At 40.7% G+C, this 24235-nt stretch carries 22 protein-coding genes and 1 pseudogene; 15 read left to right on the top strand and 8 right to left on the bottom strand.

All coding sequences use genetic code 11. The features are described from left to right. From cydC to infA, 3 genes are all read left to right on the top strand, one after another. Complete coding sequence (gene cydC / locus LG003_RS14115; RefSeq protein WP_262981005.1) at positions 1-1749, top strand: heme ABC transporter ATP-binding protein/permease CydC; 1749 nt, start codon at positions 1-3, stop codon at positions 1747-1749. Between the two features lie 6 nt (positions 1750-1755). Beyond that, on the top strand, positions 1756-2448 hold the full coding sequence (aat, locus tag LG003_RS14110; RefSeq protein ID WP_112879011.1) for a leucyl/phenylalanyl-tRNA--protein transferase: 693 nt from the start codon (positions 1756-1758) through the stop codon (positions 2446-2448). Positions 2449-2604: 156 nt separating this feature from the next. Then, a complete protein-coding gene (gene infA, locus LG003_RS14105; protein WP_002211347.1) occupies positions 2605-2823 on the top strand; it encodes a translation initiation factor IF-1 in 219 nt (72 codons plus the stop codon). Between the two features lie 84 nt (positions 2824-2907). Here the strand turns inward: infA and clpA are convergent, their stop codons facing one another. Further along, positions 2908-5184 carry an ATP-dependent Clp protease ATP-binding subunit ClpA gene (gene clpA / locus LG003_RS14100; protein WP_112878985.1) on the bottom strand — a complete coding sequence of 759 codons (2277 nt, stop codon included), beginning with the start codon at positions 5182-5184 and terminating at the stop codon, positions 2908-2910. 32 nt (positions 5185-5216) lie between these two features. Next, a complete protein-coding gene (clpS, locus tag LG003_RS14095; RefSeq protein WP_112878986.1) occupies positions 5217-5537 on the bottom strand; it encodes an ATP-dependent Clp protease adapter ClpS in 321 nt (106 codons plus the stop codon). Positions 5538-5879: 342 nt separating this feature from the next. Here clpS and cspD point away from each other — a divergent pair, with 342 nt between their 5' ends. Further along, entirely contained in the window at positions 5880-6101 is a 222-nt protein-coding gene (gene cspD / locus LG003_RS14090; RefSeq protein WP_036814644.1) for a cold shock-like protein CspD, read from the top strand. Between the two features lie 80 nt (positions 6102-6181). Here the strand turns inward: cspD and macB are convergent, their stop codons facing one another. After that, a complete protein-coding gene (gene macB / locus LG003_RS14085; protein ID WP_262981004.1) occupies positions 6182-8125 on the bottom strand; it encodes a macrolide ABC transporter ATP-binding protein/permease MacB in 1944 nt (647 codons plus the stop codon). Then, positions 8125-9240 (bottom strand): macrolide transporter subunit MacA, encoded by a 1116-nt coding sequence (gene macA, locus LG003_RS14080; RefSeq protein ID WP_112878988.1) that lies wholly within the window; start codon positions 9238-9240, stop codon positions 8125-8127. The genes macB and macA overlap by 1 nt, the downstream gene beginning before the upstream one ends. A gap of 313 nt (positions 9241-9553) precedes the next feature. Between macA and LG003_RS14075 the strand changes: the two genes are divergently transcribed. The 5 genes from LG003_RS14075 (at position 9554) to artM (ending at position 13641) form a co-directional block, all read left to right on the top strand. After that, positions 9554-10453 (top strand): lysine exporter LysO family protein, encoded by a 900-nt coding sequence (locus LG003_RS14075; RefSeq protein WP_112878989.1) that lies wholly within the window; start codon positions 9554-9556, stop codon positions 10451-10453. A 306-nt stretch (positions 10454-10759) separates the two neighbouring features. Then, complete coding sequence (gene artP / locus LG003_RS14070) at positions 10760-11488, top strand: arginine ABC transporter ATP-binding protein ArtP (RefSeq protein WP_262981003.1); 729 nt, start codon at positions 10760-10762, stop codon at positions 11486-11488. 19 nt (positions 11489-11507) lie between these two features. Next, positions 11508-12242, top strand: a complete 735-nt coding sequence (gene artJ, locus LG003_RS14065; protein WP_262981002.1) for an arginine ABC transporter substrate-binding protein — start codon at positions 11508-11510, stop codon at positions 12240-12242. A gap of 14 nt (positions 12243-12256) precedes the next feature. Further along, complete coding sequence (gene artQ / locus LG003_RS14060) at positions 12257-12973, top strand: arginine ABC transporter permease ArtQ (protein WP_262981001.1); 717 nt, start codon at positions 12257-12259, stop codon at positions 12971-12973. Further along, positions 12973-13641 carry an arginine ABC transporter permease ArtM gene (artM, locus tag LG003_RS14055; RefSeq protein ID WP_112878993.1) on the top strand — a complete coding sequence of 223 codons (669 nt, stop codon included), beginning with the start codon at positions 12973-12975 and terminating at the stop codon, positions 13639-13641. Before artQ ends, artM begins: the two co-directional genes overlap by 1 nt. Before the next feature lie 52 nt (positions 13642-13693). Here the strand turns inward: artM and rlmC are convergent, their stop codons facing one another. From rlmC to LG003_RS14040, 3 genes are all read right to left on the bottom strand, one after another. Then, positions 13694-14827: a 23S rRNA (uracil(747)-C(5))-methyltransferase RlmC gene (gene rlmC / locus LG003_RS14050; RefSeq protein ID WP_262981000.1), complete on the bottom strand. Its 1134-nt coding sequence runs from the start codon at positions 14825-14827 to the stop codon at positions 13694-13696. A 24-nt stretch (positions 14828-14851) separates the two neighbouring features. Further along, positions 14852-15364 (bottom strand): type III secretion system chaperone family protein, encoded by a 513-nt coding sequence (locus LG003_RS14045; RefSeq protein WP_112878995.1) that lies wholly within the window; start codon positions 15362-15364, stop codon positions 14852-14854. A gap of 91 nt (positions 15365-15455) precedes the next feature. Continuing rightward, positions 15456-15758, bottom strand: a complete 303-nt coding sequence (locus LG003_RS14040; protein WP_112878996.1) for a YbjC family protein — start codon at positions 15756-15758, stop codon at positions 15456-15458. A gap of 190 nt (positions 15759-15948) precedes the next feature. Between LG003_RS14040 and LG003_RS14035 the strand changes: the two genes are divergently transcribed. From LG003_RS14035 to LG003_RS14025, 3 genes are all read left to right on the top strand, one after another. Continuing rightward, the gene (locus LG003_RS14035) at positions 15949-16209 is read left to right on the top strand and encodes a GrxA family glutaredoxin (RefSeq protein WP_011145878.1); all 261 of its coding nucleotides are present in this window, start codon (positions 15949-15951) and stop codon (positions 16207-16209) included. Positions 16210-16871: 662 nt separating this feature from the next. Then, positions 16872-17480 (top strand): undecaprenyl-diphosphate phosphatase, encoded by a 609-nt coding sequence (gene ybjG, locus LG003_RS14030; protein ID WP_112879012.1) that lies wholly within the window; start codon positions 16872-16874, stop codon positions 17478-17480. A gap of 907 nt (positions 17481-18387) precedes the next feature. Next, on the top strand, positions 18388-19686 hold the full coding sequence (locus tag LG003_RS14025; protein ID WP_112878997.1) for an HAAAP family serine/threonine permease: 1299 nt from the start codon (positions 18388-18390) through the stop codon (positions 19684-19686). 77 nt (positions 19687-19763) lie between these two features. Here the strand turns inward: LG003_RS14025 and LG003_RS14020 are convergent, their stop codons facing one another. Beyond that, positions 19764-20585, bottom strand: coding sequence for a hypothetical protein (locus LG003_RS14020; protein WP_112878998.1), 822 nt, complete (start codon positions 20583-20585; stop codon positions 19764-19766). 944 nt (positions 20586-21529) lie between these two features. Between LG003_RS14020 and LG003_RS14015 the strand changes: the two genes are divergently transcribed. From LG003_RS14015 to LG003_RS14005, 3 genes and pseudogenes are all read left to right on the top strand, one after another. Beyond that, positions 21530-21844, top strand: a complete 315-nt coding sequence (locus LG003_RS14015; RefSeq protein ID WP_112878999.1) for a Cro/Cl family transcriptional regulator — start codon at positions 21530-21532, stop codon at positions 21842-21844. A 1020-nt stretch (positions 21845-22864) separates the two neighbouring features. Then, positions 22865-23203 carry a hypothetical protein gene (locus tag LG003_RS14010; protein WP_112879000.1) on the top strand — a complete coding sequence of 113 codons (339 nt, stop codon included), beginning with the start codon at positions 22865-22867 and terminating at the stop codon, positions 23201-23203. 600 nt (positions 23204-23803) lie between these two features. Beyond that, positions 23804-24100: pseudogene (locus LG003_RS14005) on the top strand (helix-turn-helix domain-containing protein); the annotation flags it as partial. Between the last annotated feature and the right edge of the window lie 135 nt (positions 24101-24235).

The raw sequence follows: 24235 nt of genomic DNA, 5'->3' as shown, positions 1-24235 counted from the left end.
ATGCGGGTATTGCTTCCTTTTCTGGCGCTCTATCGCCGTCATTGGTTTCTTATCAGTTTAGGCATGGTTCTGACCATTGTTACACTACTCGCCAGCATAAGTTTACTGACCCTCTCTGGCTGGTTCCTTGCAGGCGCAGCACTAGCAGGTCTTGCCGGTTATACATTCAACTATATGCTACCGGCGGCCGGTGTCCGTGGCTCAGCCATTCTTCGAACTGCCGGGCGCTATGCTGAACGGTTGGTTAGCCATGATGCCACTTTCCGGGTATTGGCACATTTACGGGTTTTTGCCTTTCAGAAAATCTTGCCACTTTCACCGGGAGGAATAGCTCGTTTTCGCCAAGGAGAATTATTAAACCGACTAGTTGCTGATGTTGAAACATTGGATCATCTCTATTTACGGGTGATTTCGCCGATATTATCAGCTCTTATCGTTATCATGGTCCTCACTTTCGGCCTTGGCTTTCTGGATCTCACATTAGCCTATATCCTTGGCGGTATTATGCTGGCTCTGTTGATCCTGCTGCCATCAGTATTTTATAACGCAGGTAAATCCGTTGGCCACAATCTGACTATTCTGCGTGGTCAATACCGCACCCAACTCACAGCGGCATTGCAAGGACAAGCCGAATTGATGGTATTCGGTGCTGCTGGCCGTTTCCGCAAGTCAATGGCTGATATTGAGTCACGTTGGTTAAGACGTCAGCAACAGCAAGCGAATCTAACCGGCTTGTCACAGGCAGTTATGATTTTTGCCACCGGTATGACTGTCACATTGATCTTATGGCTGGCAGCTAACGGCGTGGGGGGAAACAAACAACCGGGGGCATTAATCGCACTGTTCGTCTTCTGTTCTCTTGCCGCATTTGAAACTCTGGGTCCCGTCACTGTTGCATTTCAACATCTAGGACAGGTCATTACCTCTGCAACCCGGGTTTCTCAATTGATGCAACAAGAACCGGAAGTAACCTTTCCTACATCAGGGCCGGAAAGTTCAGCTCAAGCCAGTATTGATATCAAAAATATCAGTTTCACTTATCCTGATCAGCCAATGGCCGTCCTGAAAAATGTTTCTCTCTGCTTGAAAGCAGGGGAACATGTCGCGCTGTTAGGCAAAACCGGTTGTGGTAAATCTACCTTGCTACAATTATTGACCCGGGCCTGGGATATTGATTCAGGCTCAATCTGTCTGAATCAGCATTCTATTACTGCTTATGACGAATCAACTCTGCGCAGTATGATATCGGTTGTTTCACAACGTGTTCATGTGTTCAGTCATACTTTACGACAGAATTTATTACTGGCAAAACCAAATGCAACCGATAATGAACTAGAAATTGTGCTGAAACAGGTAGGTTTAAGCAATCTACTGGAAACCAATGAGGGACTAAACTGCTGGATGGGCGAAGGCGGTCGTCAGTTGTCAGGCGGTGAACAGCGCCGCTTGGGAATTGCCAGAGCGTTACTGCACTCGGCGCCACTGATGTTACTGGATGAACCTACGGAAGGACTCGATGCGGATACTGAACAACAAATTCTATCTCTATTGCATCAGCATTGTCAGCATAAGTCACTGATTATTGTCACCCACCGCCTGTACGGGCTTGACCATATGGACCGTATTTACGTCATGGATGGCGGCACTATTATTGAACAAGGGCAGCATAATGAATTACTAGCTCAGCAAGGTCGCTATTATCAGTTTTATCAGCGACCACATCAGATTCGTCTTAAACCGGGGCAGTAACACATGATGCCAATAATTCAACTGGATGCTGATTCATATGATTTCCCTCACCCGAAAGAAGCATTAACGGAGCCTAACGGCCTACTGGCAGTCGGGGGAGATTTATCCGCTAAGCGATTAAATGCAGCCTACCATCAAGGTATTTTCCCTTGGTTTTTACCCAGTGAAATGCCACTTTGGTGGTCCCCCGATCCGCGTGCGGTAATCATTCCGGGTGAATTGCATATCGGCCGAACCCTACGCCGGTTTCTGCGCAATCCCCCATACCATATTACGGTGAATCATGCTTTTGAACAGGTGGTTCATTTCTGTGCTCAACGGCAGGAAGGAACATGGATAGGCAAGGATATTCAACAAGGTTATAAAAAATTATATCAGATAGGACAAGCGCATTCAGTAGAAGTCTGGCACAATGAGCGGATTGTTGGTGGTTTGTACGGTGTCAGCGTTGGCACACTATTCTGCGGTGAGTCTATGTTCAGCAGAATGGAGAATGCATCCAAATGTGCGTTCATTGCCTTCTATCACCATTTTCTGCGACACGGTGGTGAACTACTGGATTGCCAAGTGCTTAACCATCACACAGCTTCACTGGGTGCAAAAGAGATCCCCAGGGAAGAATTTATTCAGTATCTTTATCAATTCAGAAATCGGTCATTAAAACCTGGTTGCTGGTTACAACAAGTACTGGAATTATAATCAACATTTGACCGATTCATGTTGCTGATAACATAAATATCACTATGCACTATTTGCAAAATAACGGGTTAAAATACAACATTCCTTTACATAATGAGGGTTTTTCGGCATTATCTTGCCCGTTAAAAACGATGGTTATTAAACTTAGAGGATTAGATGGCCAAAGAAGACAATATTGAAATGCAAGGTACTGTGCTAGACACACTACCAAACACTATGTTCCGCGTTGAATTAGAAAACGGGCACGTAGTCACTGCTCACATTTCAGGTAAAATGCGTAAAAACTATATTCGCATCCTGACAGGCGACAAGGTTACAGTTGAGCTGACCCCATATGACCTGAGCAAAGGCCGTATCGTCTTCCGTAGCCGCTGATTCATTACCGTTTTCAGATATTACACCACAGGTAGCAACTTTGTATTTAACAACTTTGTATTCACCTGTGGTGTCGCTCTTCTATTAGTGCACTACATCTTCCGGCTTCTGCTTATAAGCATTGCTGAAATCGTAAGTCAGTATGCGTTTTGCCTTATCCAAGCCGATACTCACCGAACCACCGTGAACTAATGAGCCGAATAGGAGTTCATTTGCCAACGGTTTTTTCAAGCTATCCTGAATAACCCGCGCCATTGGACGAGCACCCATTGCTTTATCATAGCCTTTATCACATAACCATTGACGAGCATCCGCACTGACCTCCAGCGAAACGCCTTTTTCATCCAATTGTGCTTGCAAGGCGACAATGAACTTATCAACTACCTGTTGAATGACTTCAATAGAAAGCGTATTAAACCAGATGATACCATCAAGACGGTTACGGAATTCCGGTGTAAACACTTTCTTAATTTCTTCCATTGCATCGGAGTTGTTATCCTGCTGCTTAAATCCAATGGATTTGCGCTGTGTTTCACGTACACCCGCATTCGTTGTCATGACTAAAATGACGTTACGAAAATCCGCTTTGCGCCCGTTGTTATCAGTCAGAGTACCGTTATCCATGACTTGCAATAACAGGTTAAATACATCTGGATGTGCTTTTTCAATCTCATCAAGCAGCAATACTGAATGAGGATGTTTAATCACAGCATCCGTAAGCAATCCTCCTTGATCAAAACCAACATATCCCGGTGGTGCACCAATTAAACGACTTACTGTATGGCGCTCCATATATTCTGACATATCAAAACGCAATAATTTGATATTCAACACCTTAGCAAGCTGTACGGTGACTTCCGTTTTCCCTACGCCTGTCGGACCTGCAAGTAGGAAAGAACCCACCGGTTTATTATCCTGCCCCAACCCTGCACGACTCATCTTAATAGCTTCGGTCAATGCCGCAATCGCGGTATCCTGACCGAATACCAACATTTTCAGCCGCTCATCCAGCGTTCTTAGGACATCTTTATCACTGGCAGAAACGGTTTTTTCAGGAATCCGGGCAATCCGGGCAACGACGAATTCAATATCCGACACATTAATCGTTTTTTTACGGCGACTAATCGGCACCAGACGAGTACGCGCCCCAGCTTCATCGATCACATCGATCGCCTTATCCGGTAAGTGGCGATCAGTAATGTATTTCACCGATAAATCAACCGCAGCACGGATAGCTTTCGTGGTATAACGTACATCATGGTGCGCCTCATATTTTGGCCGCAACCCTCTAATAATCTGTACTGTCTCTTCGGGTGAAGGCTCAACAATATCAATCTTCTGAAAACGACGCGCTAATGCCCGATCTTTTTCAAAAATATTACTGAATTCATGATAGGTCGTAGAACCAATCACTCTGATACGTCCACTGGATAACAATGGCTTAATCAGATTAGCCGCATCGACCTGCCCCCCTGACGCAGCCCCCGCACCGATAATGGTATGGATTTCATCTATAAATAGAATACTTTTTCTATCCTGCTCAAGGGTTTTTAACAATGCTTTGAAGCGCTTCTCAAAATCGCCACGATATTTAGTTCCCGCTAGCAATGAACCAATATCCAACGAATAAATCGTACAATCTGCCATCACTTCCGGTACATCTTTTTGCACAATCCGCCACGCCAGCCCTTCTGCAATAGCTGTCTTACCAACCCCCGATTCTCCGACCAACAATGGGTTGTTTTTTCGACGGCGGCACAATATCTGAATTGTTCTTTCTAACTCATCCTGGCGGCCAATCAATGGATCAATCTGTCCTCTTTGAGCGAGTTGATTAAGATTAGTTGTAAAATTTTCCAACCGATCCTCTCCTGTAAGCTGCTCTTCTGCTGATTGCGTGCCTGTCTCCTGATGATCCGATTCCGAGTCCTCTTTTTGAGTTCCGTGAGAAATGAAATTAACCACGTCCAGACGACTCACATCATGTTTACGCAGCAAATAAGCCGCTTGAGACTCCTGTTCGCTAAAAACAGCCACCAGCACATTAGCACCAGAAACCTCTGAACGCCCAGAGGATTGAACATGAAATACCGCGCGCTGAAGAACACGTTGGAAGCTCAACGTTGGCTGAGTCTCCCGCTCATCATTTTCAGGTAACAACGGTGTCGTTTGTGAAATAAAATTCTCCAGCTCCTTACGCAATTGAGCCAGATTGACCTTGCAGGCTTCCAATGCTTCACGCGCTGATGAATTACTTAACAACGCCAGCAATAAGTGCTCCACGGTCATAAACTCGTGTCTGTTATCCCGTGCTTTAGCAAAGGCGATATTAAGACTAAGTTCAAGCTCTTGGTTGAGCATAAGCACCTCCCCCTAAAAATCAGTATACCTGGTCAAACTTTTTCCAGCGTACAAAGTAATGGATGCCCATACTCCCTGGCATACATATTTACCTGGGCTGCTTTAGTTTCTGCCACCTCAGCAGTATAAACCCCACAAACAGCCTTCCCTTGATAATGGACATCCAACATTAATTGCGTTGCCCGTTCAATATCATAAGAAAAGAACTTTCGTAATACGTCAACTACAAACTCCATCGGAGTGTAATCATCATTGTTAAGAATGACCTGATACATTGACGGCGGTTGCAGTTTTTGTTGTCGCTCATCCTTAATAGATTCCTTACTTTTCAAATTGTTATGATACTCGCTCATTATTTTCCCAACGGATTAATCTCTAAAACCAGCCACTGCCAGCAAATAAATTATGTTGCCATTTATCTTATCATTATCTGGGCAACTCCTTTTACCACAGACTATTCCCCTATGAAAACTCGGCATAAAAGTGCATGAACGAAACTCATATCGTTATCTATATCAAACTTTAGTCATTCAAAACAACCAGACATTTGTTCTGTGCTTGACGAGAATTTGATTTTTACTACAGTATGTTTTGTGAACAAACATAGATAATGCCACTGTTTACATGTGATTGTTTACGACTGTTATATTAATGGCTCATCTCAACCGAAATCATTAGACGAGGGATGTAAAAGTATGGAGACAGGTACTGTTAAGTGGTTCAATAATGCTAAGGGTTTTGGGTTTATTTGCCCGGCAAGCGGCGGAGAAGATATATTCGCTCATTACTCAACCATTCAGATGGACGGTTACCGGACGCTGAAAGCGGGCCAAAAGGTGAATTTCAGCGTTCACCAAGGACCAAAGGGAAATCATGCCAGTATTATTGTTCCTCTTGAAAACGAACCCAAAGGCTAAATAGCCTGGCCTGTGGGTCATAACCAGGTATTATTTTCATACGCCGCAGGCAATTACCTGCGGCGTCATATTATTTCCGCTTATTCTCTTGCCAACGCTTCGATTGGATCAAGACGAGCAGCATTACGGGCCGGCAGAAACCCAAATATCACCCCAATTGCGGTAGAACAGGCGAAAGCACTGAGTAAAGCAACAGGCTGGAAAACAAAGCTCCAGCCAGGGAGCGCTAATTGAGCGATAAATGCAATCATATAAGAGAGTGCAATGCCCAAAACGCCACCAACCAGACAAACCAAAATAGCTTCTATCAGAAACTGTTGCATCACATCACTGGTTCTTGCGCCTACTGCCATACGGATGCCGATCTCTCTTGTACGTTCAGTTACTGAAACCAACATAATATTCATGACGCCAATACCACCAACTATCAGTGAAATCACCGCCACCATCGTCAAAAACAGTTGTAAAGTATGGGCCGTTTTTTCCGCTGCTTTTACCATCATGTCCACGTTATAGGTGAAAACATCCTTTTTGCCGTGGCGCAAAGTGAGCAATTGAACTATCTTCTTTTCTATATCCTTAGAGTTATAATCATCCTTTATTCTGACAGTAATTGAATCCAGATAATTTCGGTTCATCAGACGGCTGGTCATCGTGCTATGAGGCAACCAGACATGTAATGATTTGCTACTGCCAAATGCAGCTCTCTTATCAGATATCACTCCCACAATTGTGGCCGGCATATTACCCACCAAAATCACCTCCCCAATCACATTTTTCTGGTGAGGAAACAATTTACGCTGAATATTTTTATCAATAACCACAACTTGCCCCTGACGGCGTATCATATCCAATGAGAACCCCATTCCCTGAGCAAAGCGCAGAGCATAAACCTGAAAAAACTCATCACCAACGCCAGTCACTCTTGAAGCAACATCAATGTTCCCTTTACGAAGGCGCATTTGCCCCTCAATTTCTGGTGAAACCGCCAGAATATAGGGCTGCGCTTTAATCGCGTCTGAATCCTCTATTTTTAGCGCTTGCATACTGACCGGATCATCAAGGCCAAAATCTTCTCCCGGATAAATATCAATAGTATTCGTCGCAATCTCTTTAATATCGGATAATACCGATGCCCGAGCCGCATCTCCGATAACCAAAATAGTCACGACAGAAGCAATACCAATGATAATCCCCAACATAGTCAGTAAAGTGCGCATCTTGTTGGCAACCATCGCTCGCCATGCCATAAATAAAGCTTCATTAAACCGCCCAAGGGTCTGGCGTATTGAAGATATTTTTGATGTTGACGACGGGACCTTAGTGACTTTTTTGCTTATTTTCGTACCAGAATCACTCATAATATGACCATCCTTGATCTCGATAATGCGCTGTGCCTGCGCCGCGATTTTCGGATCATGAGTGACAATAATGACGGTATGCCCCTGTTCACACAGTTGTTTGAGGATCGCCATCACCTCTTCGCCGGAATGGCTATCCAACGCTCCCGTTGGTTCGTCGGCTAAAATGACTTGCCCTCCGTTCATCAACGCTCTGGCGATACTAACCCTCTGCTGCTGTCCACCAGAAAGCTGCCCCGGACGATAGCAGGTTCTCTCTTCAAGCCCCAAACGACCAAGTAATTCTATGGCTCTCTGGCGACGTACCGCTTTAGAGGCTCCTGAGTAGATAGCAGGAATTTCCACATTCTGTTCAGCGGTCAAATGAGTTAGCAAATGATAACGCTGAAAAATAAAGCCAAAATGTTCCCGCCTTAGTGCTGCCAATTCATCATCACTCAGTTCAGCAACATTCTGTCCTGCGACCCGGTATTCACCCTGACTGGGTTTATCAAGACAACCAAGAATATTCATCAGTGTCGATTTACCCGAACCTGACGCGCCGATAATGGCAACCATCTCACCGGCATGAATAGACAAGGTGACATCATCCAGTACTTTTACCTGCTGCTCACCAGCGGGATAGCTGCGCTCTATACCTTTCAGCTCAAGTAACGCATCCATTACTCATCCTCGACTTCTTCACTACGACCAGTGATCACCTGCTCATGTTCTTTCAGGCCAGATAGAATCTGTACATTTACATCATTGCGCACACCAATGGTCACTTCTCGTTTCTCTTCTTTATCGCCATTCAAGATATCCACCTCATAGCGAGTTGGCGTAATCTGTTTACCCAGAGCAGAGATCGGGATCATTAACACATCACGATGGGAATCAAGCTGAATTTTCACTTGGGCGGTCATTTGCAAACGCAAAAGTTGCTGAGGATTAGCCACCTCAAAGCGGGCATAGAAGAAAATGGCATCATTAATCTTTTCTGGCGTCGGCAAAATATCTTTCAACACCCCTGGAAAATTTTTATCCGGTGCGCCTAATACAGTAAAAGAAGCTTTCTGGCCCGGTTTCAGGTAAATAACATCGGCCTCTGACACTTCCGCTTTTACCAACATCGTTCCCAGATCAGCCAGTGTCAGAATAGTCGGGGCTTCCTGTGCCGCAATGACTGTTTGCCCCTGAAGGGTTTTGATATTGACAACGATACCATCCATTGGCGCGGTAATCCGGGTATATTGCAAATTAGTCTGAGCAGTATCAAGGCTGGCCTGATTTTTACTGATTTGCGCCAGCAAAGTTTCTACCTTCGCTCTTTTTACTTCAACGTCCGTTTTAGCCTGATCCAATTCCTGGAGTGAGACAGCCTGTACTTTTGCCAGATTGTTCTGACGCTGTAATGTCACCTGCGCCAATTCCAATTGTGCCTTGGCTTCTATCAAATAAGCACTCAATTCTTTGATCGTGGCTTCAACTTCTTTGACCTGGTTTTGCGCAGGTTTAGGATCAATCAATGCCAATAACTGGCCTTCTGTCACCTTATCACCCACTTCAACATACAAATTCTGCAACTGACCACTTACCTGTGCGCCCACATCCACTTTTCTGACCGCGTCCAATTTCCCCGTTGCCAGTACATTTTTTTCCAAATCGCCTTTAATGATAGAGACTGTCTGATATTTAATCGCTTCTGGCCTATACAGAAAATATCCCAGAACCAATGTGATAACGGTCACAATAGCTAACAATACAACCCATCGACGTTTCGAACGAATAAAATTCATTTAAATATCACCATATTAAGCATTGGATTCAGAAAAATAGTAAAAACTTATTTCTTGCAATACCACGAAAACCTGAGATTTCCACTCATTCCAGATAGATACCGTTCCCTTTACGTTTTATATCCACTGAAAGTTATTAATAACACACCCACCTTAAGAATAAAAAATTCTTTGAGCAACAATACATTTCACTCTATCCTGGCTATTCTCTTAATGTAAAAAAATTGTTATCTTTTATTTTTATAGTCTTTACAATCGATTTTTATACTGAATTTGGATAAAAAGACGTTAATCGTTTTAAAGGATGTTAATTATGTACTCTGGGCTGCTGATCATTCTTTTGCCATTAACGTTAGGCTATCTTATCCATTTGAATAATAAAGTATTGTTAAATGCAGTTCATCACCTTCTTAACGCGATGGTCTATATCATCCTGTTTTTAATGGGGATCAGCCTGGCTTTGTTGGACGATTTAGGCCGTAACCTCTTCTCTATCTTTCAATACGCGATAACATTTTTTTTATGTATTTTTACAGCTAATATGCTGGCGTTATTCCTGCTTGAAAAGCGCGATCCTTGGATTATCAGCCCGCATAAACAGGAAAAACCCCCTTCCCGTTTACATATGGTTTTTGAATCACTGAAATTATGTGGCATGCTGATTTTAGGTTTCCTATTTGGGCTCACTGGCTGGTCATGGCTGCACTTCTCCAATCATGCCAGTGAAATCGCCTTAATCGTTTTACTGTTACTCGTCGGTATTCAATTACGTAACAACGGTATGAGCCTGAAACAGATATTGCTAAACCGCCGTGGTGCTATTATTGCGATTATCATTGCTGTCAGCGCGCTTATCGGCGGTACAATTGCGGCACTTATTCTCGGACTTCCAGTGAAAACAGGTTTAGCATTAGCTTCTGGTTACGGCTGGTATTCCCTTTCTGGCATCTTACTTTCCGACGCTTACGGGCCGGTAATCGGCAGTGCCGCATTCTTTAATGATCTGGTACGCGAACTGGTGGCAATTATGCTCATTCCAGTTCTAATCAATCGATATCGCTCAAGCGCTCTAGGATTAAGCGGGGCGACCTCGATGGATTTCACCTTGCCAGTATTACAACGGTGTGGTGGCGTCAGTATTGTTCCAGCAGCAATAGTTCACGGTTTTGTGCTAAGTTTGCTCGCACCCTTACTGATGGCATTCTTTACTTAACCAAAAGTTGAGCCACAATTAATACTTGATGTCATAAATAACGGTTCGGACGCTTCATTCATCATAAGTCGTCCGCTGCCGCTGCTTATCCTAATATGCTTACTCGTTGTGGTCGATCCATCTTTCCACGGCATGGAAATAGAATAAATAATCTTTTGTTGATAAATCACACAAATAGCAGCCAGAACGCGTTAATGATACATGTAATTGAAATATCAATTAATAATATTCTGTACATAAGATATTGCATAATTATGCTAACGAGTTTAGCATCAAACCAAATCACTGACTATTCAGAATTAAAGCATGAGTATTCAATTAAAAAGCATTGATTGCTATTACGGCGTCCAGCAGGCACTGTTTGATATTAATCTTGAGTGTTCTCCAGGGGAAACGATGGTTTTGCTAGGGCCAAGTGGCGCCGGTAAAAGTACGCTGTTGCGAGTATTAAACCTGCTGGAAATACCACGATCCGGCCAGTTGCATATAGCTAATCATCAATTCGATTTCGAACAAACACCAGGAACCAAGGAGATTCGTTCTCTACGCCAGAATGTAGGTATGGTTTTTCAGCAATATCACTTATGGCCTCATCTTACTGTTATGGATAACCTGATCGAAGCACCTTGTCGCGTACTCGGTTTATCCAAGCAACAGGCGCAGGAAAAAGCGGATAAGCTCCTTTCCCGCTTGCGCTTAGAGGATTTCGCTGGCCGATTTCCACAACACTTATCCGGCGGGCAACAGCAACGGGTCGCTATTGCACGAGCATTGATGATGGAACCCCAGGTTTTATTATTTGATGAACCCACAGCAGCGCTGGATCCAGAAATCACAGCACAGGTTGTCAATATCATCCATGAATTATCCGCTACGGGTATTACACAGATTATCGTTACCCATGAAGTGGAAATCGCCCGTAAGGCCGCAAGCCATGTCGTATATATGGAAAACGGCCACATTATAGAACAAGGTGATATCAGCCATTTTACTCAACCACAAACCAAAGCCTTTGCTAATTATCTATCACACTAACTATTAATAGGATATAGCGATGAAAAAACTACTTTTTGCAGTCCTCTTAGGCACAGTAACTTTATCTGCAACCGCCACGGAAAAAGAGACCATTCGTTTTGCCACAGAAGCCACTTACCCTCCGTTTGAGTTCATCGATGCAAATAATAAAATTCAGGGTTTTGATGTCGATTTGGCCAATGCCATCTGTGAGAAAATTAATGCCACATGTACCTTTACTAACCAATCCTTTGACAGCCTGATCCCTAGTCTGAAATTTCGTCGCTTCGACGCTTTAGCCGCCGGTATTGATATCACACCCGAGCGCCGGAAACAGGTTGATTTTACTAACACTTATTACGATAACTCCGCAGTTTTCATCTCCGTTAAAGGCAAAGTCTCCAGTACCGCAGAGCTGAAAGGCAAACTTGTGGGTATTCAGAATGGGACAACTCACCAGAAGTATCTGATGGAACAACGAAAAGAGATTAAAACCGTTCCTTATGACAGCTATCAAAATGCCATTCTGGATCTGAAAAATGGCCGTCTGGACGCCGTTTTCGGTGACACTGCCGTTGTTAACGAGTGGCTGAAAAAGAATGAAAACTTAAGTACCGTAGGTAACAAAGTCACTGACAAAAATTACTTTGGTATCGGCTTAGGTATTGCAGTTCGTAAGGGTAACAAAGATCTACAAGATAAGCTGAATAAAGCACTCGCTGACATCAAACGAGATGGCACTTATGACATCATTTATAAAAAATGGTTTAAATAAGTAGCCGAATCTCTATGAATGAATTCCAATCTCTAACAAGCGCCGCCGGCATCACCGTCGGCCTTGCCGTGTCTGCATTAGTGCTTGGTCTGATTTTAGCTATGCTATTTGCTGCTTGGGAATCAGCCCGTTGGAAACCCTTCGCCATACTTGGCACCTGTTGGGTCACTCTGTTCAGAGGATTGCCAGAAATTTTGGTCGTGCTATTCGTTTACTTCGGCGCATCACAACTTCTCATGACACTGGCTGATGGCTTTGACATTAATCTTATCTTCTGGCACTCCAGAATTCAGATAGATATTCAAGACTTTTATGTCAGCCCATTCCTTTGTGGTGTCATTGCACTTTCCCTACTCTACTCTGCCTATGCATCCCAGACACTCCGTGGTGCGATAAAAGCCATTCCGGCCGGCCAATGGGAAGCCGGTCAAGCATTAGGTCTTGGTCGCGCTGAAATATTTTTCCGCCTGATCATGCCTCAAATGTGGCGACATGCTCTACCAGGGCTCGGTAACCAATGGTTAGTTTTGTTGAAAGATACCGCGCTGGTATCGCTTATCAGTGTGAATGATCTCATGCAGCAAACCAAAAGTATTGCCACACGCACTCAGGAACCCTTTACCTGGTATATGATTGTGGCGCTTATCTATCTGGCTATCACTCTGATCAGTCAGTTTATTCTGAAAAAAATTGAGATGCATACCACTCGCTTTGATCGGAGCACTCCCTGATGCTTGAGTATATTCAACAAATTTTACCGGGTCTGCAAACCAGTCTGAGCCTGACCGTCACAGCGCTTTTTGTTGCTTTCATGATGTCCGTCTTGTTCACTATGGTTCTGACCATGAAACTGCCAGTACTGACACAACTGGTAAAAACCTACATTACTCTGTTTACCGGTACGCCTTTGTTGGTACAGTTCTTTCTGATTTATTACGGGCCTGGGCAGTTTCCATCCATAAAAGCGTACCCGTGGCTTTGGCAATTACTGTCTGAGCCCTGGCTGTGCGCAATGGTAACGCTAGCGCTTAACAGTGCGGCATATTCTACTCTGCTATTCTATGGCGCAGTAAAGGCCATTCCTGCTGGCCAATGGCAATCCTGTCAAGCATTGGGAATGTCTAAAGCACAATCTATGCGAATCTTGTTGCCCTACGCTTTTAAGCGGGCGTTATCTTCCTATTCCAACGAAGTTGTACTAATTTTCAAGAGTACTTCTCTCGCAAGTACCATTACTTTGCTGGAAGTAATGGGATACAGCCAGCTTCTATTTGGCCGCAATTATGATGTGATGGTTTTTATTGCCGCAGGGGTGATTTATCTATGCGTTAACGGCATCCTGACTTTACTAATGCGGATGATTGAACGCCGTGCACTCGCTTTTGAGCGCCATAACTGAACAGGGTTGGGTGTTCTTACTGGAACCCCATCCCCACACATTCTTTCGTTATTCAATCGTAATTTAACTTCAATAACGTTAAAACTTCGTAATGTTCGGTATGAGGAAACATATCAAACAATTGTGTCTTTTCTATACGATAGTTAACCAGTACAGCAATATCTTTCGCCATTGTCTGAGCATTACAGCTTGAATAAAGAATATAATCCGGCGCCATTTTACTGAGATAATCGCACAACACCTTACCAATTCCCCGGCGAGGTGGGTTTACCAAAACCAATTGCGGAATTTTATCTTTTGCTACAGCAAAATGTGTTGAGTCCAAAGCTTGAAACTCGATGTTTTCCAAACCCAGTGTTTTCGCCGAATCGCGGGCACAATCAATGGCTTCTGAGCTGATTTCAATGCCGGTTAAACAGGTATTTTTATCTGCGCAATGCAGACCAAAACCCCCAACACCACAGAATAGATCCCACATGCTACTGATTTTCAGTTCACGAACCCAACGCCCTGCTGTTGCATACAATTCAGAAGCCATTTTCGGGTTAGTCTGGAAAAAGCTATGTGGACGGATGTAAAGAGGAATGCCATTGAACTGTTCTTTCAGCGCCTTTTGTTCAGTAAACAGAATCTCTTTTTCCCCCTCCAAAATCGCCATATGGATTGGCTGAATATTGGCAGAGATCACCGTAAGCTGTGGCAATCGCTCACACAACCGGGGTAAAGCACGCTCCAGTTGAGCAATTTTTGTTTCAGAACGCAGTACAAAACGTAACATCATTTCACCGCTATGACGGCTTTCTGTCAGCAACAAATATTTCAGTTCACCCCGTTTACGAGCAACGTTATACGGCGTCAAGCCGGCACAAGCAATGAACGATTTAACAACATCGAATACAGGCTGAAAATGCGCTGGATAGAGGGGACAATGACACAGATCAACCGCCGTGCCATCACGATGCAACATGCCTAACAATGGGCGTTCTACACTGCCACTGACGACCATTTTAGCTTTATTACGAAAGGCATCTTGTTGGCTGGCAATTGGAGGTAACCATTGCTTCACAATAGCTTGAGGTAATAACTGCTTTAAATTCTGCTGCTTATCTTCTAACTGCTGAGAATAGGGTTTTTCGAGCCACTGACAAGAGTGACAGTGCCCCGCAGAATAATGCGTACATTGCATGGTTGGATGACCGTGTTGAAAATATTAGTGCAAAGTAAAAGTCGGCACCTTAACAGAAGCTTGTGATTCCTCTTCCTCTTCAATGTCACTCTCGATTTCGATATCACGATTAATATACAACAAATTATTACTGTGAATTTCAAAAATCACCCCCGCAATCTGCTCTTCGCTTTGTTGCAAGAAATGAGAAAACTGGGAAAAAGTCAGCCCGGCTGAAACAAGGAAAGATTGACACACCACCAATTTCGGTAGGTTTTCATCCTGAATATCAAGAAAAGCCTTGATTGTCAACGAACTGGCATTAATCTGGCTTAGATTAGCCATCAAAGGAATAATGGCGGTTGGCTTAACTTCAGCCAACGCAGAAAACAAGATTACATTGTCCAACAGATCAATTTTAGCATCAAATAAACCATCAATATTCTGCATATGAGGTAGATGCAGCGCCTGGCATGAATCGCACTCAAAGTAGGAAATTTTGAGCTGATCCAACCACTCACGCAATACTGATAAGTCAGGAATGACAAGTGAACTCATCTAACAACCCCATACAACGGAAAATGAAAAAGCGCTATAGCTTACGAAATAATTCTTTATCGCGCCATCACCAATAACTGATAAATTATTTTTACTTACCGTTATCACTACCTTCTACCTTATTTTTGCTCTCTTTTTTATGATCAACTCCCAAAAAAGAGAGGCCATACACTGCACGCCAAATGATATTAACCGCAGCAGGAACCAAACAACCTATGCCGATGAAAATCATAACAACATGTGCTTCTGGCGTCATTAGTAAATCTGTTAAGATGACAATATCATTAATAGTCAAATATGACAGGATTAAGCATAAAATTCCGACAATTTCTAGCAGGATAACCTGTTTTGGCATATCTGCCAATGAACTCATATTGCCTTGATGACTTTTCATCGCATCCTCTCTTAACAACCTGATGCTACATTATACTACCGGAAACACTGTTACCAAAATTGGTATGATGAATTAAAACAAAAGGCAATTTCTGCTTTTTTTTACCGATCGATACAGGCATAGTAGCTATCAAATAAGCATGAGTAACGCATCAAACCGCATTATTTTAATATAACCAAGAGGAGTTTATATGTTTACTGTGATTTTCGGTCGTCCTGGCTGCCCGTACTGTGTCCGCGCGAAAGAGCTGGCGGAACGACTGAAAGAGCAGCGTGATGACTTTGACTTCCGTTATGTTGATATTCACGCAGAAGGTATCACTAAAGCTGATCTGGAAAAAACAGTTGGTAAACCCGTAGAAACCGTCCCGCAAATTTTTGTTGATGAGAAACATATCGGTGGCTGCACTGACTTCGAAGCGTACGTAAAAGAACACCAATTGCTACAATAATCGAACTTCCCGTTTTACTTTCGCTGCGGTAAAAACCGCCATTGATTATTCGTCACAATGGACTCGGTTGATTTGTGCAAAAAATGTTATTTTCATCAAATTGAAAAAAATCTGTTTTTTTTTCTTATCACGAAGAACTTTTTTGCCAAACCGTAGTCTGAATTAATGCCACTGCTTTTCTTTGATATCCCCATATTGAGGAACCCGATAGTTAATCCATTTTGGTTCAAGACTATCGGGTTTTTTTATTGTCTGAAGAGTATACCGTTCATAAACACATATACCCTATAGATTTCAAGATGCATCGCGACGGCAAGGGAGCGAGTCCTCAGGAGCATAGATAACTATGTGACCGGGGTGAGTGAGTGCAGCCAACAAAGAGGCAACTTGAAAGATGACGGATATAACCGATTCTACAGATGATCAACCTATCAACCACCGATACTATCAACGCGCTGATCTAGATATTATCATCATATATATCAATGAATTGATTAGTTTTTGTCAGGATGACTGCCAGATATTCCCTTGGTGGAAATATAAACCAAAAATAAATAACACCAACAATTAAGATAATTACGCTTTACTCTCAGGTCAGCCAACTTTACCCTCTTGCGTCCGACTGTCGTGATGTACATAAGTGACTATATGTGAGGCCCGATTTGTTAGAACAAATAAATCATGATCTGTTTACCTTTTTCAATGCTACGCCTGAATCATCACCAGCCATGATTGCAATAGCGACGTTTATTGCAAAATACCTGGTTCTTATTTTCCCTCTAATATTGGCTAGTTTCTGGTTCTGGAGTTCAGAGCGTACTCGCCCTTATCATCGGGTTATCGTCAGTAAAACCACCGTTGCCTTCTGTTTTGCTATGCTAACTTCATACTGTATCGGTTTACTCTGCCCTCACGACCGCCCTTTTGCAGAAGGTTTTGGTTATAACTTTCTTCCTCACGCGCCAACAACCTCATTCCCAAGTCATCATGGAACAACCGTCTTCACTTTCGCTTTATCCTTTTTATTCTGGTATAGGATTTGGCCGGGCTTATGCATGATGGCGATTGCACTGGCAATTGCATGGGCCAGAGTCTATTTAGGCGTTCACTGGCCGATGGATATGGTCGGGGCATTTATCGTCAGCCTAATGGGATGCACTTTTGCACAAATAATATGGAGCCTGTCTGGTGAACGTTTACAAAAAAGATTGAACAGTCTGTACCAACATTGCTGCGCTTTTCCTATCCGTAAAGGCTGGATAAAAAGCTAGCAACATAAATGCAACTTAGTGACTTGAGATAAACGAACGCTATTTCAACCAAAGTCTTTTTATTAGAAATTATTGGCTAATTTTACATACCAAAATGGACATGAGTTAACCAGCAGGGTAATATCCTGTACCCTATTTAGCATTTATTTGCGCTTAAATTCAACTCAACGATTTTCATATAAATCAATAAATCTATATAAATCACTATGTAAATAGATATATAACGAAAGAGATTATTAAAACTTGATCAAAGAATGGCTAGCACATCTTTCATTCATATTATTGATGCTATTAATCTATTATTCTGGTTTTATCTATATCTTTCACAAAGATACAAACATTACATAAGAGATATCTATTTTAAAATCTGGTAAAAAAATTGATATTTATCAATTTATTAACCATTTACTCTATTTGCCATTTTCATTCATTAATATGTAAACGAATAGACAAGAAATAACAAAAACATAAGAGAATAATAAGAGTTGAGTCATGGGCAAATTGAGGCTATAATTTGAACTCATTAAAATTTGCAATATTTAGACAACAATTACACTAAATCTCGTAATATGATGACTTTTCGAGATATATTCCGCATTTGAGACTATGATCACGGTACTATTCACTAAAAATCGCTATCTTGCCGCTATCAAAAGTCTGGTCTTAAAATTTCCAGACTTTCTTTCAAAAAAGAAAGTAAAGCGAAAATTTCGGCTTGTTAATTTAAAGTCCAATTTTCGACCAAGATGTTAATGTGGTAATAAAAACGTTTAAATAAACACCAGAGATATTTGAAAAATTTATTTTTTATAAAGAAAGAGTTAGGCCACATGTATTTGCATTTATTGCATACTTGCGGCATTGTAATTTCATTTTTTAATTTACCGCGTTATTCTCGGAGATAACTATGGATATGACTCAAACAGGTACGATAGCATCGCAGGCGACCAGCCCAAGCGATTATAAAACCTGGCGTAAATCAGATACAGTATGGATGCTTGGCCTATATGGTACTGCGATTGGTGCCGGTGTATTATTCTTACCCATCAATGCCGGTATTGGTGGCCTACTACCTCTTTTGGTGATGGCGCTACTAGCTTTCCCAATGACTTTCTTCGCCCACCGCGGGATGTGTCGTTTCGTTCTATCCGGTAAAAACCCTGGCGAAGATATTACCGAAGTCGTAGAAGAACACTTTGGCAGCCTGGCAGGTAAACTTATCACCCTGCTCTACTTCTTCGCTATCTACCCGATTCTCTTAGTTTACAGCGTTGCTATTACCAACACCGTAGACAGCTTTATTGTTCACCAATTACATCTGCCATCACCCCCCCGTGCCCTGCTGGCTCTGATCCTAATCATTGGTGTAATGACCATCATCCGTTTCGGTGAACAGGCTATTGTTAAGGCAATGAGCGTGCTGGTATTCCCATTTGTTGCCGTTTTGATGCTACTGGCGTTTTATCTGATCCCTAACTGGAATACCGCAATCTTCGAAAACATCAGCGTTTCTGCATCGAGTGCAAGTCATGGGCTGCTCATCACTCTATGGCTAGCGATCCCAGTAATGGTGTTCTCCTTCAACCACTCGCCAATTATCTCGGCGTTTGCTGTGGCAAAACGTGGAGAATATGGTGAAAATGCTGAGAAAAAATGCTCCCGCATTCTGGCTTACGCCCATATCATGATGGTTGTAACCGTGATGTTCTTCGTATTCAGCTGCGTATTGAGCCTGTCTCCAGAAAATCTGGCAGAAGCCAAAGCACAAAATATTTCTATTCTGTCTTATCTGGCTAACCACTTTAATACACCAGTGATTGCCTACATCGCTCCGTTTATTGCATTCATAGCAATTACCAAATCTTTCCTTGGCCATTATCTGGGTGCGCGTGAAGGTTTTAATGGTATCGTGGTTAAGACATTGCGTGACCAAGGTAAAACTATTGAGCCTAAAAAGCTGAATCGTATCACGTCCATTTTCATGTTAGTAACGACTTGGATTGTCGCTACTCTGAATCCAAGTATTTTGGAAATGATCGAAAGATTAGGTGGTCCTATTATCGCAATGTTGCTGTTCCTTATGCCAATGTATGCAATCAGCAAAGTTCCTGCAATGCGCAAATATAGCGGCAAGCTGAGTAATCTGTTTATCGTCTTTATGGGGTTAGTTGCTATCTCTGCTGTCCTCTACTCACTGTTTGCATAATAAATATTTGGTTGCTGTTCTCTTCAAGCGGGCAGCAACCGAATAATGACATGAGCTAGCTAGCGGAAAAATTTAAACTACACGACCCACTTCACCCAATCCCCCTGCTGTTCATCATATTGCCATAAATCGTCTTCGTTGAAATATCCCCGTTCGTCTATTGGTACCTCCTGCTGCTCTTCTTCGTCCCATTGTTGCCACAACTTATCTGTCAGGATATAAGGCGTCTTGGTCGCAATCTCTCCAGTAAAAGGAAACCTATTGCCAGTCTCCTCAAGACGGATAAACTTAGCATCGGTAGAAATATTAGAGATAACTACAGCCTCAGTTGCTGAAGGAAAGAGAATATAACCATTAATCAGTGGGAAATATCGTGGCAAACCCGGCTTATACGGTGGTGGAATGATATCAACGGCGTTCCACATAAGAATATAATCTAACCCCTCATCGTTATTAGGCCCCATTGGATAACCTTGGTAAAAATAACGATTATGAATTGAATAATTATCCGTCAATACATATGCAATATAAAAATAGTAACTAATCAGATCGACTTCTTCTGTTCTAAACGTACCGAATATTGAATGTAAAGGAAATGTTCCCATGCCACCAAGGAGACCAAGAACCTCATACTGTTCATCATGACCATATTGATCAATATATTTCCCCGTCTTGATTTTCGACACCTGCATATCTGTCAAAATATTATCTCGTCCATTACTTGGATTGAATCTATATCGACCATAAAGAAAGTGCAGACTATCCTCATAAATGTAAGTAAATTGCTCCTGATTAAGCTTATGGAGAGGATTAGGTTTATCCGTCCACCGTTTGTCATCACCTAAATTATTGCGATTTCCAAAACGGATAGAAAGCGCTAACGGATCAAGATATGACATATAACCACCTTTTCATCATAGAATAATGAGCCTATACGCCCATTAAAAAACGATAATTATTTTCCCAACAACGGTTTAACACTATATTGTCATGCCAATTTATAACTGCCTCTCCAGTATTACCTTAAATGTGTTACTGCTAAAGCACTATACCCGTTATCTTTCAAGTTGTCTCTTTGTTGGCTGCACTCGCTCACCCCGGTCACATAGTTACCTATGCTCCCGGGGATTCACTCCCTTGCCGTCGCGATCCATCTTGAAATCCATAGGGTATATTTCTAATAACATTAATTTATTGATAAATATAAAATTATTCTAATACAATTTAACCTTAATATTGAAATAGTTAGTGACATTTCTATTTTATACACTATTGAGTTTTTTAAATAATAGACGAACACTTCATAAAGAAAAATTTTTTTTATAAAAAACACATACAATATCTCATTCACATTAATATTTATATAAATTTCAAATAAATAAATTAACCATATTTACTTACAACAATCAAAAATATAATTAAAAATTTTAATTATCAAACTAATCATTCAAAATAAATAAATTTTCAATTATATTTTAATTTAATCTAATTATATACGATATAAAAAATCCCAGTTATTTTATATTTATCACATCAACAATTTATTTTCTATTTTTTAATAAAATGACTCTATATATCAGGCAATTACATTATTTTTTCAAATTTATTTGACAACCTATAAATGGCACCTATAGTTATATGTGTTAGAGAAAATGTTATATGCCAATTAAAAACGTTAACTGTCCTATATTTTTAGCGCAAAAAAAATTTCTTATGTAGATTGCTTTTATAGTAGAAGTACCAACCACCTTATATTTCTCAAACGGACGGTTTTCCGTTCTTTATTCTGAGATAATATAGGCTTATTTATCAATTAATTAAATTATATTTTGGAGTTTATATTATGATTAATGACATGCATCCTTCTTTAATTAAAGATAATAATATAGTAGATGACGTAATGCTACGTAGCTGTAAAATCATTGCAATGAAAGTTATGCCAGACAAAGTTATGCAAGTTATGGTGACTGTATTAATGCATGATGGCACATGTGAAGAAATGCTTTTGAAATGGAATCTGCTAGACAATAGAGGCATGGCGATTTATAAAGTCCTGATGGAAGCGCTTTGCGCTAAGAAAGATGTGAAAATAAGCACCGTAGGAAAAGTTGGTCCTCTCGGCTGCGATTACATTAATTGCGTAGAAATCTCTATGTAAAATAATCGCTTGTTGAAATGCTTGAGCCAAATAATAGATTCCTAATAGAAATTCAATCTTACTGAAGCGATCTCATCAATCGCCAAATACAGTACTGTTGTGATAGGAGTTTGGCAAAACATTTCTCTGGTATAATGAAGCTGACTTTTATAACGGCACATTCTACCCTATCTAAGGCAGAGCGTAATATTAACGTTCTGCCTACCATAGTTAAATTTAATAAAAAAACAAACTCATAAAAATAACAGAAAACAAACTTTCAATAAATTAAAATTAATTAACTTAGTTATCTGTTTTACACAAAAATATCAATATATTATTATTAAAATTTAATTTCACTAAAAAAATTTCTTTCAGAAATTATTCTAATAATAGCACATACTATCCATTCAATCTTTAAAAACAGGGTAGGACAACATCTCTTTATTTCACCCCGTAAATACTTAACAACATACGTAATTACATCAATAATATTTACACATTGTAATTGTTAATAAAATATTATACACTTAGGTATTATTAAATCCAAAATAGATTTAAGTAAATTAATTTCAAAGATTGCAATCATATATATCCATGCGAAATACTATAGGATAAGAATAATTTCATAATGTTTTATTTAAATATCAACTAGAAAATTAAAATTTAAATCATTCACCACATACTGCCAGTACGCTTCAATTCCTGCCGCCCCTTCCATACCCATACTCTATTAATAAGAATATCCTGCATAAATAATGCCCACCGGAACAGATTGTAATTTCTCCATTTCAACGGTAGTAAATAAATATCAATATTATTTTTTGATTAGAGTGATGCATTTGATTATTATAACCATTTAGAGGAAATATATTATTGGCGACTTTTTAACAGCATCAATAATTATATAATACAGATAAACTTTTAATATAGATTACAATTACAAATTACCTTATATTTCTTCGGCGGACAAATGACTTCTCCGTACATTTTAGTAAAAATTTCTATTTTTCAATTACGTTAAATTAAAAGGTTAACACGATGAACTATACAAATCCTTCTTCTAATGAAGCGGTAACAGAAAATAAACCTGAACAGACTTCTCCAAACCCTAATTACTATTTCGCTGTTGGTACAGTAACTTCAGTTCAGGCTGCACCTGATCAAAACCAATTGCAAGTGACTGTCACTATGCAATTCCCTAACGGCAAATTTAACTATCTGTTATGGTGGAATGCTCAGGACTACAGAGGTTCAGCACTGTATCATCTTCTTCTGAACGCTTGCAGTAATAACAAACGTGTAAATATAACTTCTTCATCAGCGGTTTCTCCTGGTGGTTACAATTATATCTACAACGCAACATTATTGGCTTCTTAATATAAAGTCATAAATTGCTAAATAGCTCCACCTAATTCCTTATTGTTAAAATAGAAATTGAGTGTAGTATTTCTCTGGTAGAACTAAGCTGATGTTGAGTAAAGCTAAAAATATTTTCTACCAGTTACTCCCTTCTCCAGGCAGAACCTTAATCACAAGGTTCTGCCTGTTCTAACAACACCGCTTTAAATTCACGATAATTAATAAATAATATCTTATTTCAATAATGCTATTTCGGTGTCATTAATCTATATTCAATGAATTTAAAAACCATTTCAAATAGAAAATAAAAACTTACAAGAGTAATAAAAAAAACAATAATAGACCTAAAATTAACTCTAATAAATTTATTAATCATATATTTAACACACCCGATAACAACATATTAAAACAATTGTATTAAATCTATTTCTGAACATTGATATTTTAATTTTTTACAAATTAATTTCCTATCTAATATTACCTATAAAATAATAAAAACCCAATTAAACCCCATTTTCTTGACAAATATCAATAACGCTTACTACTATTAATCTGTATTCTATTCAGAAATGGCTATTTAACAGGATTCTCTACTAGCTATGAACTCCGATATGAAGGTATCTTAACGCCCAGTTCGGTGCGGTCCGTTTTGCGTATAACAAGGCGCTGCACATTAAAAAACACGTTTATAAGCGTTACGGCGTAAATTTAAACCCGCGTAAAGACCTAAATCCTTTGCTGGCAGCGGCAAAAAAATCCCGTCAATATGCCTGGCTTAAAGAATATGATTCTATTGCCTTACAGCAGGCTGTGATTAACCTGAATACCGCATTTGATAACTTCTTTAATCCGAAGTTGAAAGCGCATTTCCCGGCATTTAAAAGTAAGCACGTTTACGGCGGGGAGCAGTCATAACTGAGATCGAATTATGGGCTTACTGGCAAGATAAACCTGAGGGTGTCTTGTTATTCAAAGGCCGGTATAACGGATCTGCTATAAAAAATAGCAAATGTTACTCTCTAGATGGAAAAAAATAAGTGTAAAACGTGC

The sequence above is a fragment of the Photorhabdus kleinii genome (assembly GCF_025384885.1).
Lineage (GTDB): Bacteria > Pseudomonadota > Gammaproteobacteria > Enterobacterales > Enterobacteriaceae > Photorhabdus > Photorhabdus kayaii.
Note: the sequence above shows the minus strand (reverse complement) of the source record. Positions and strands in the feature narration are given on the sequence as shown.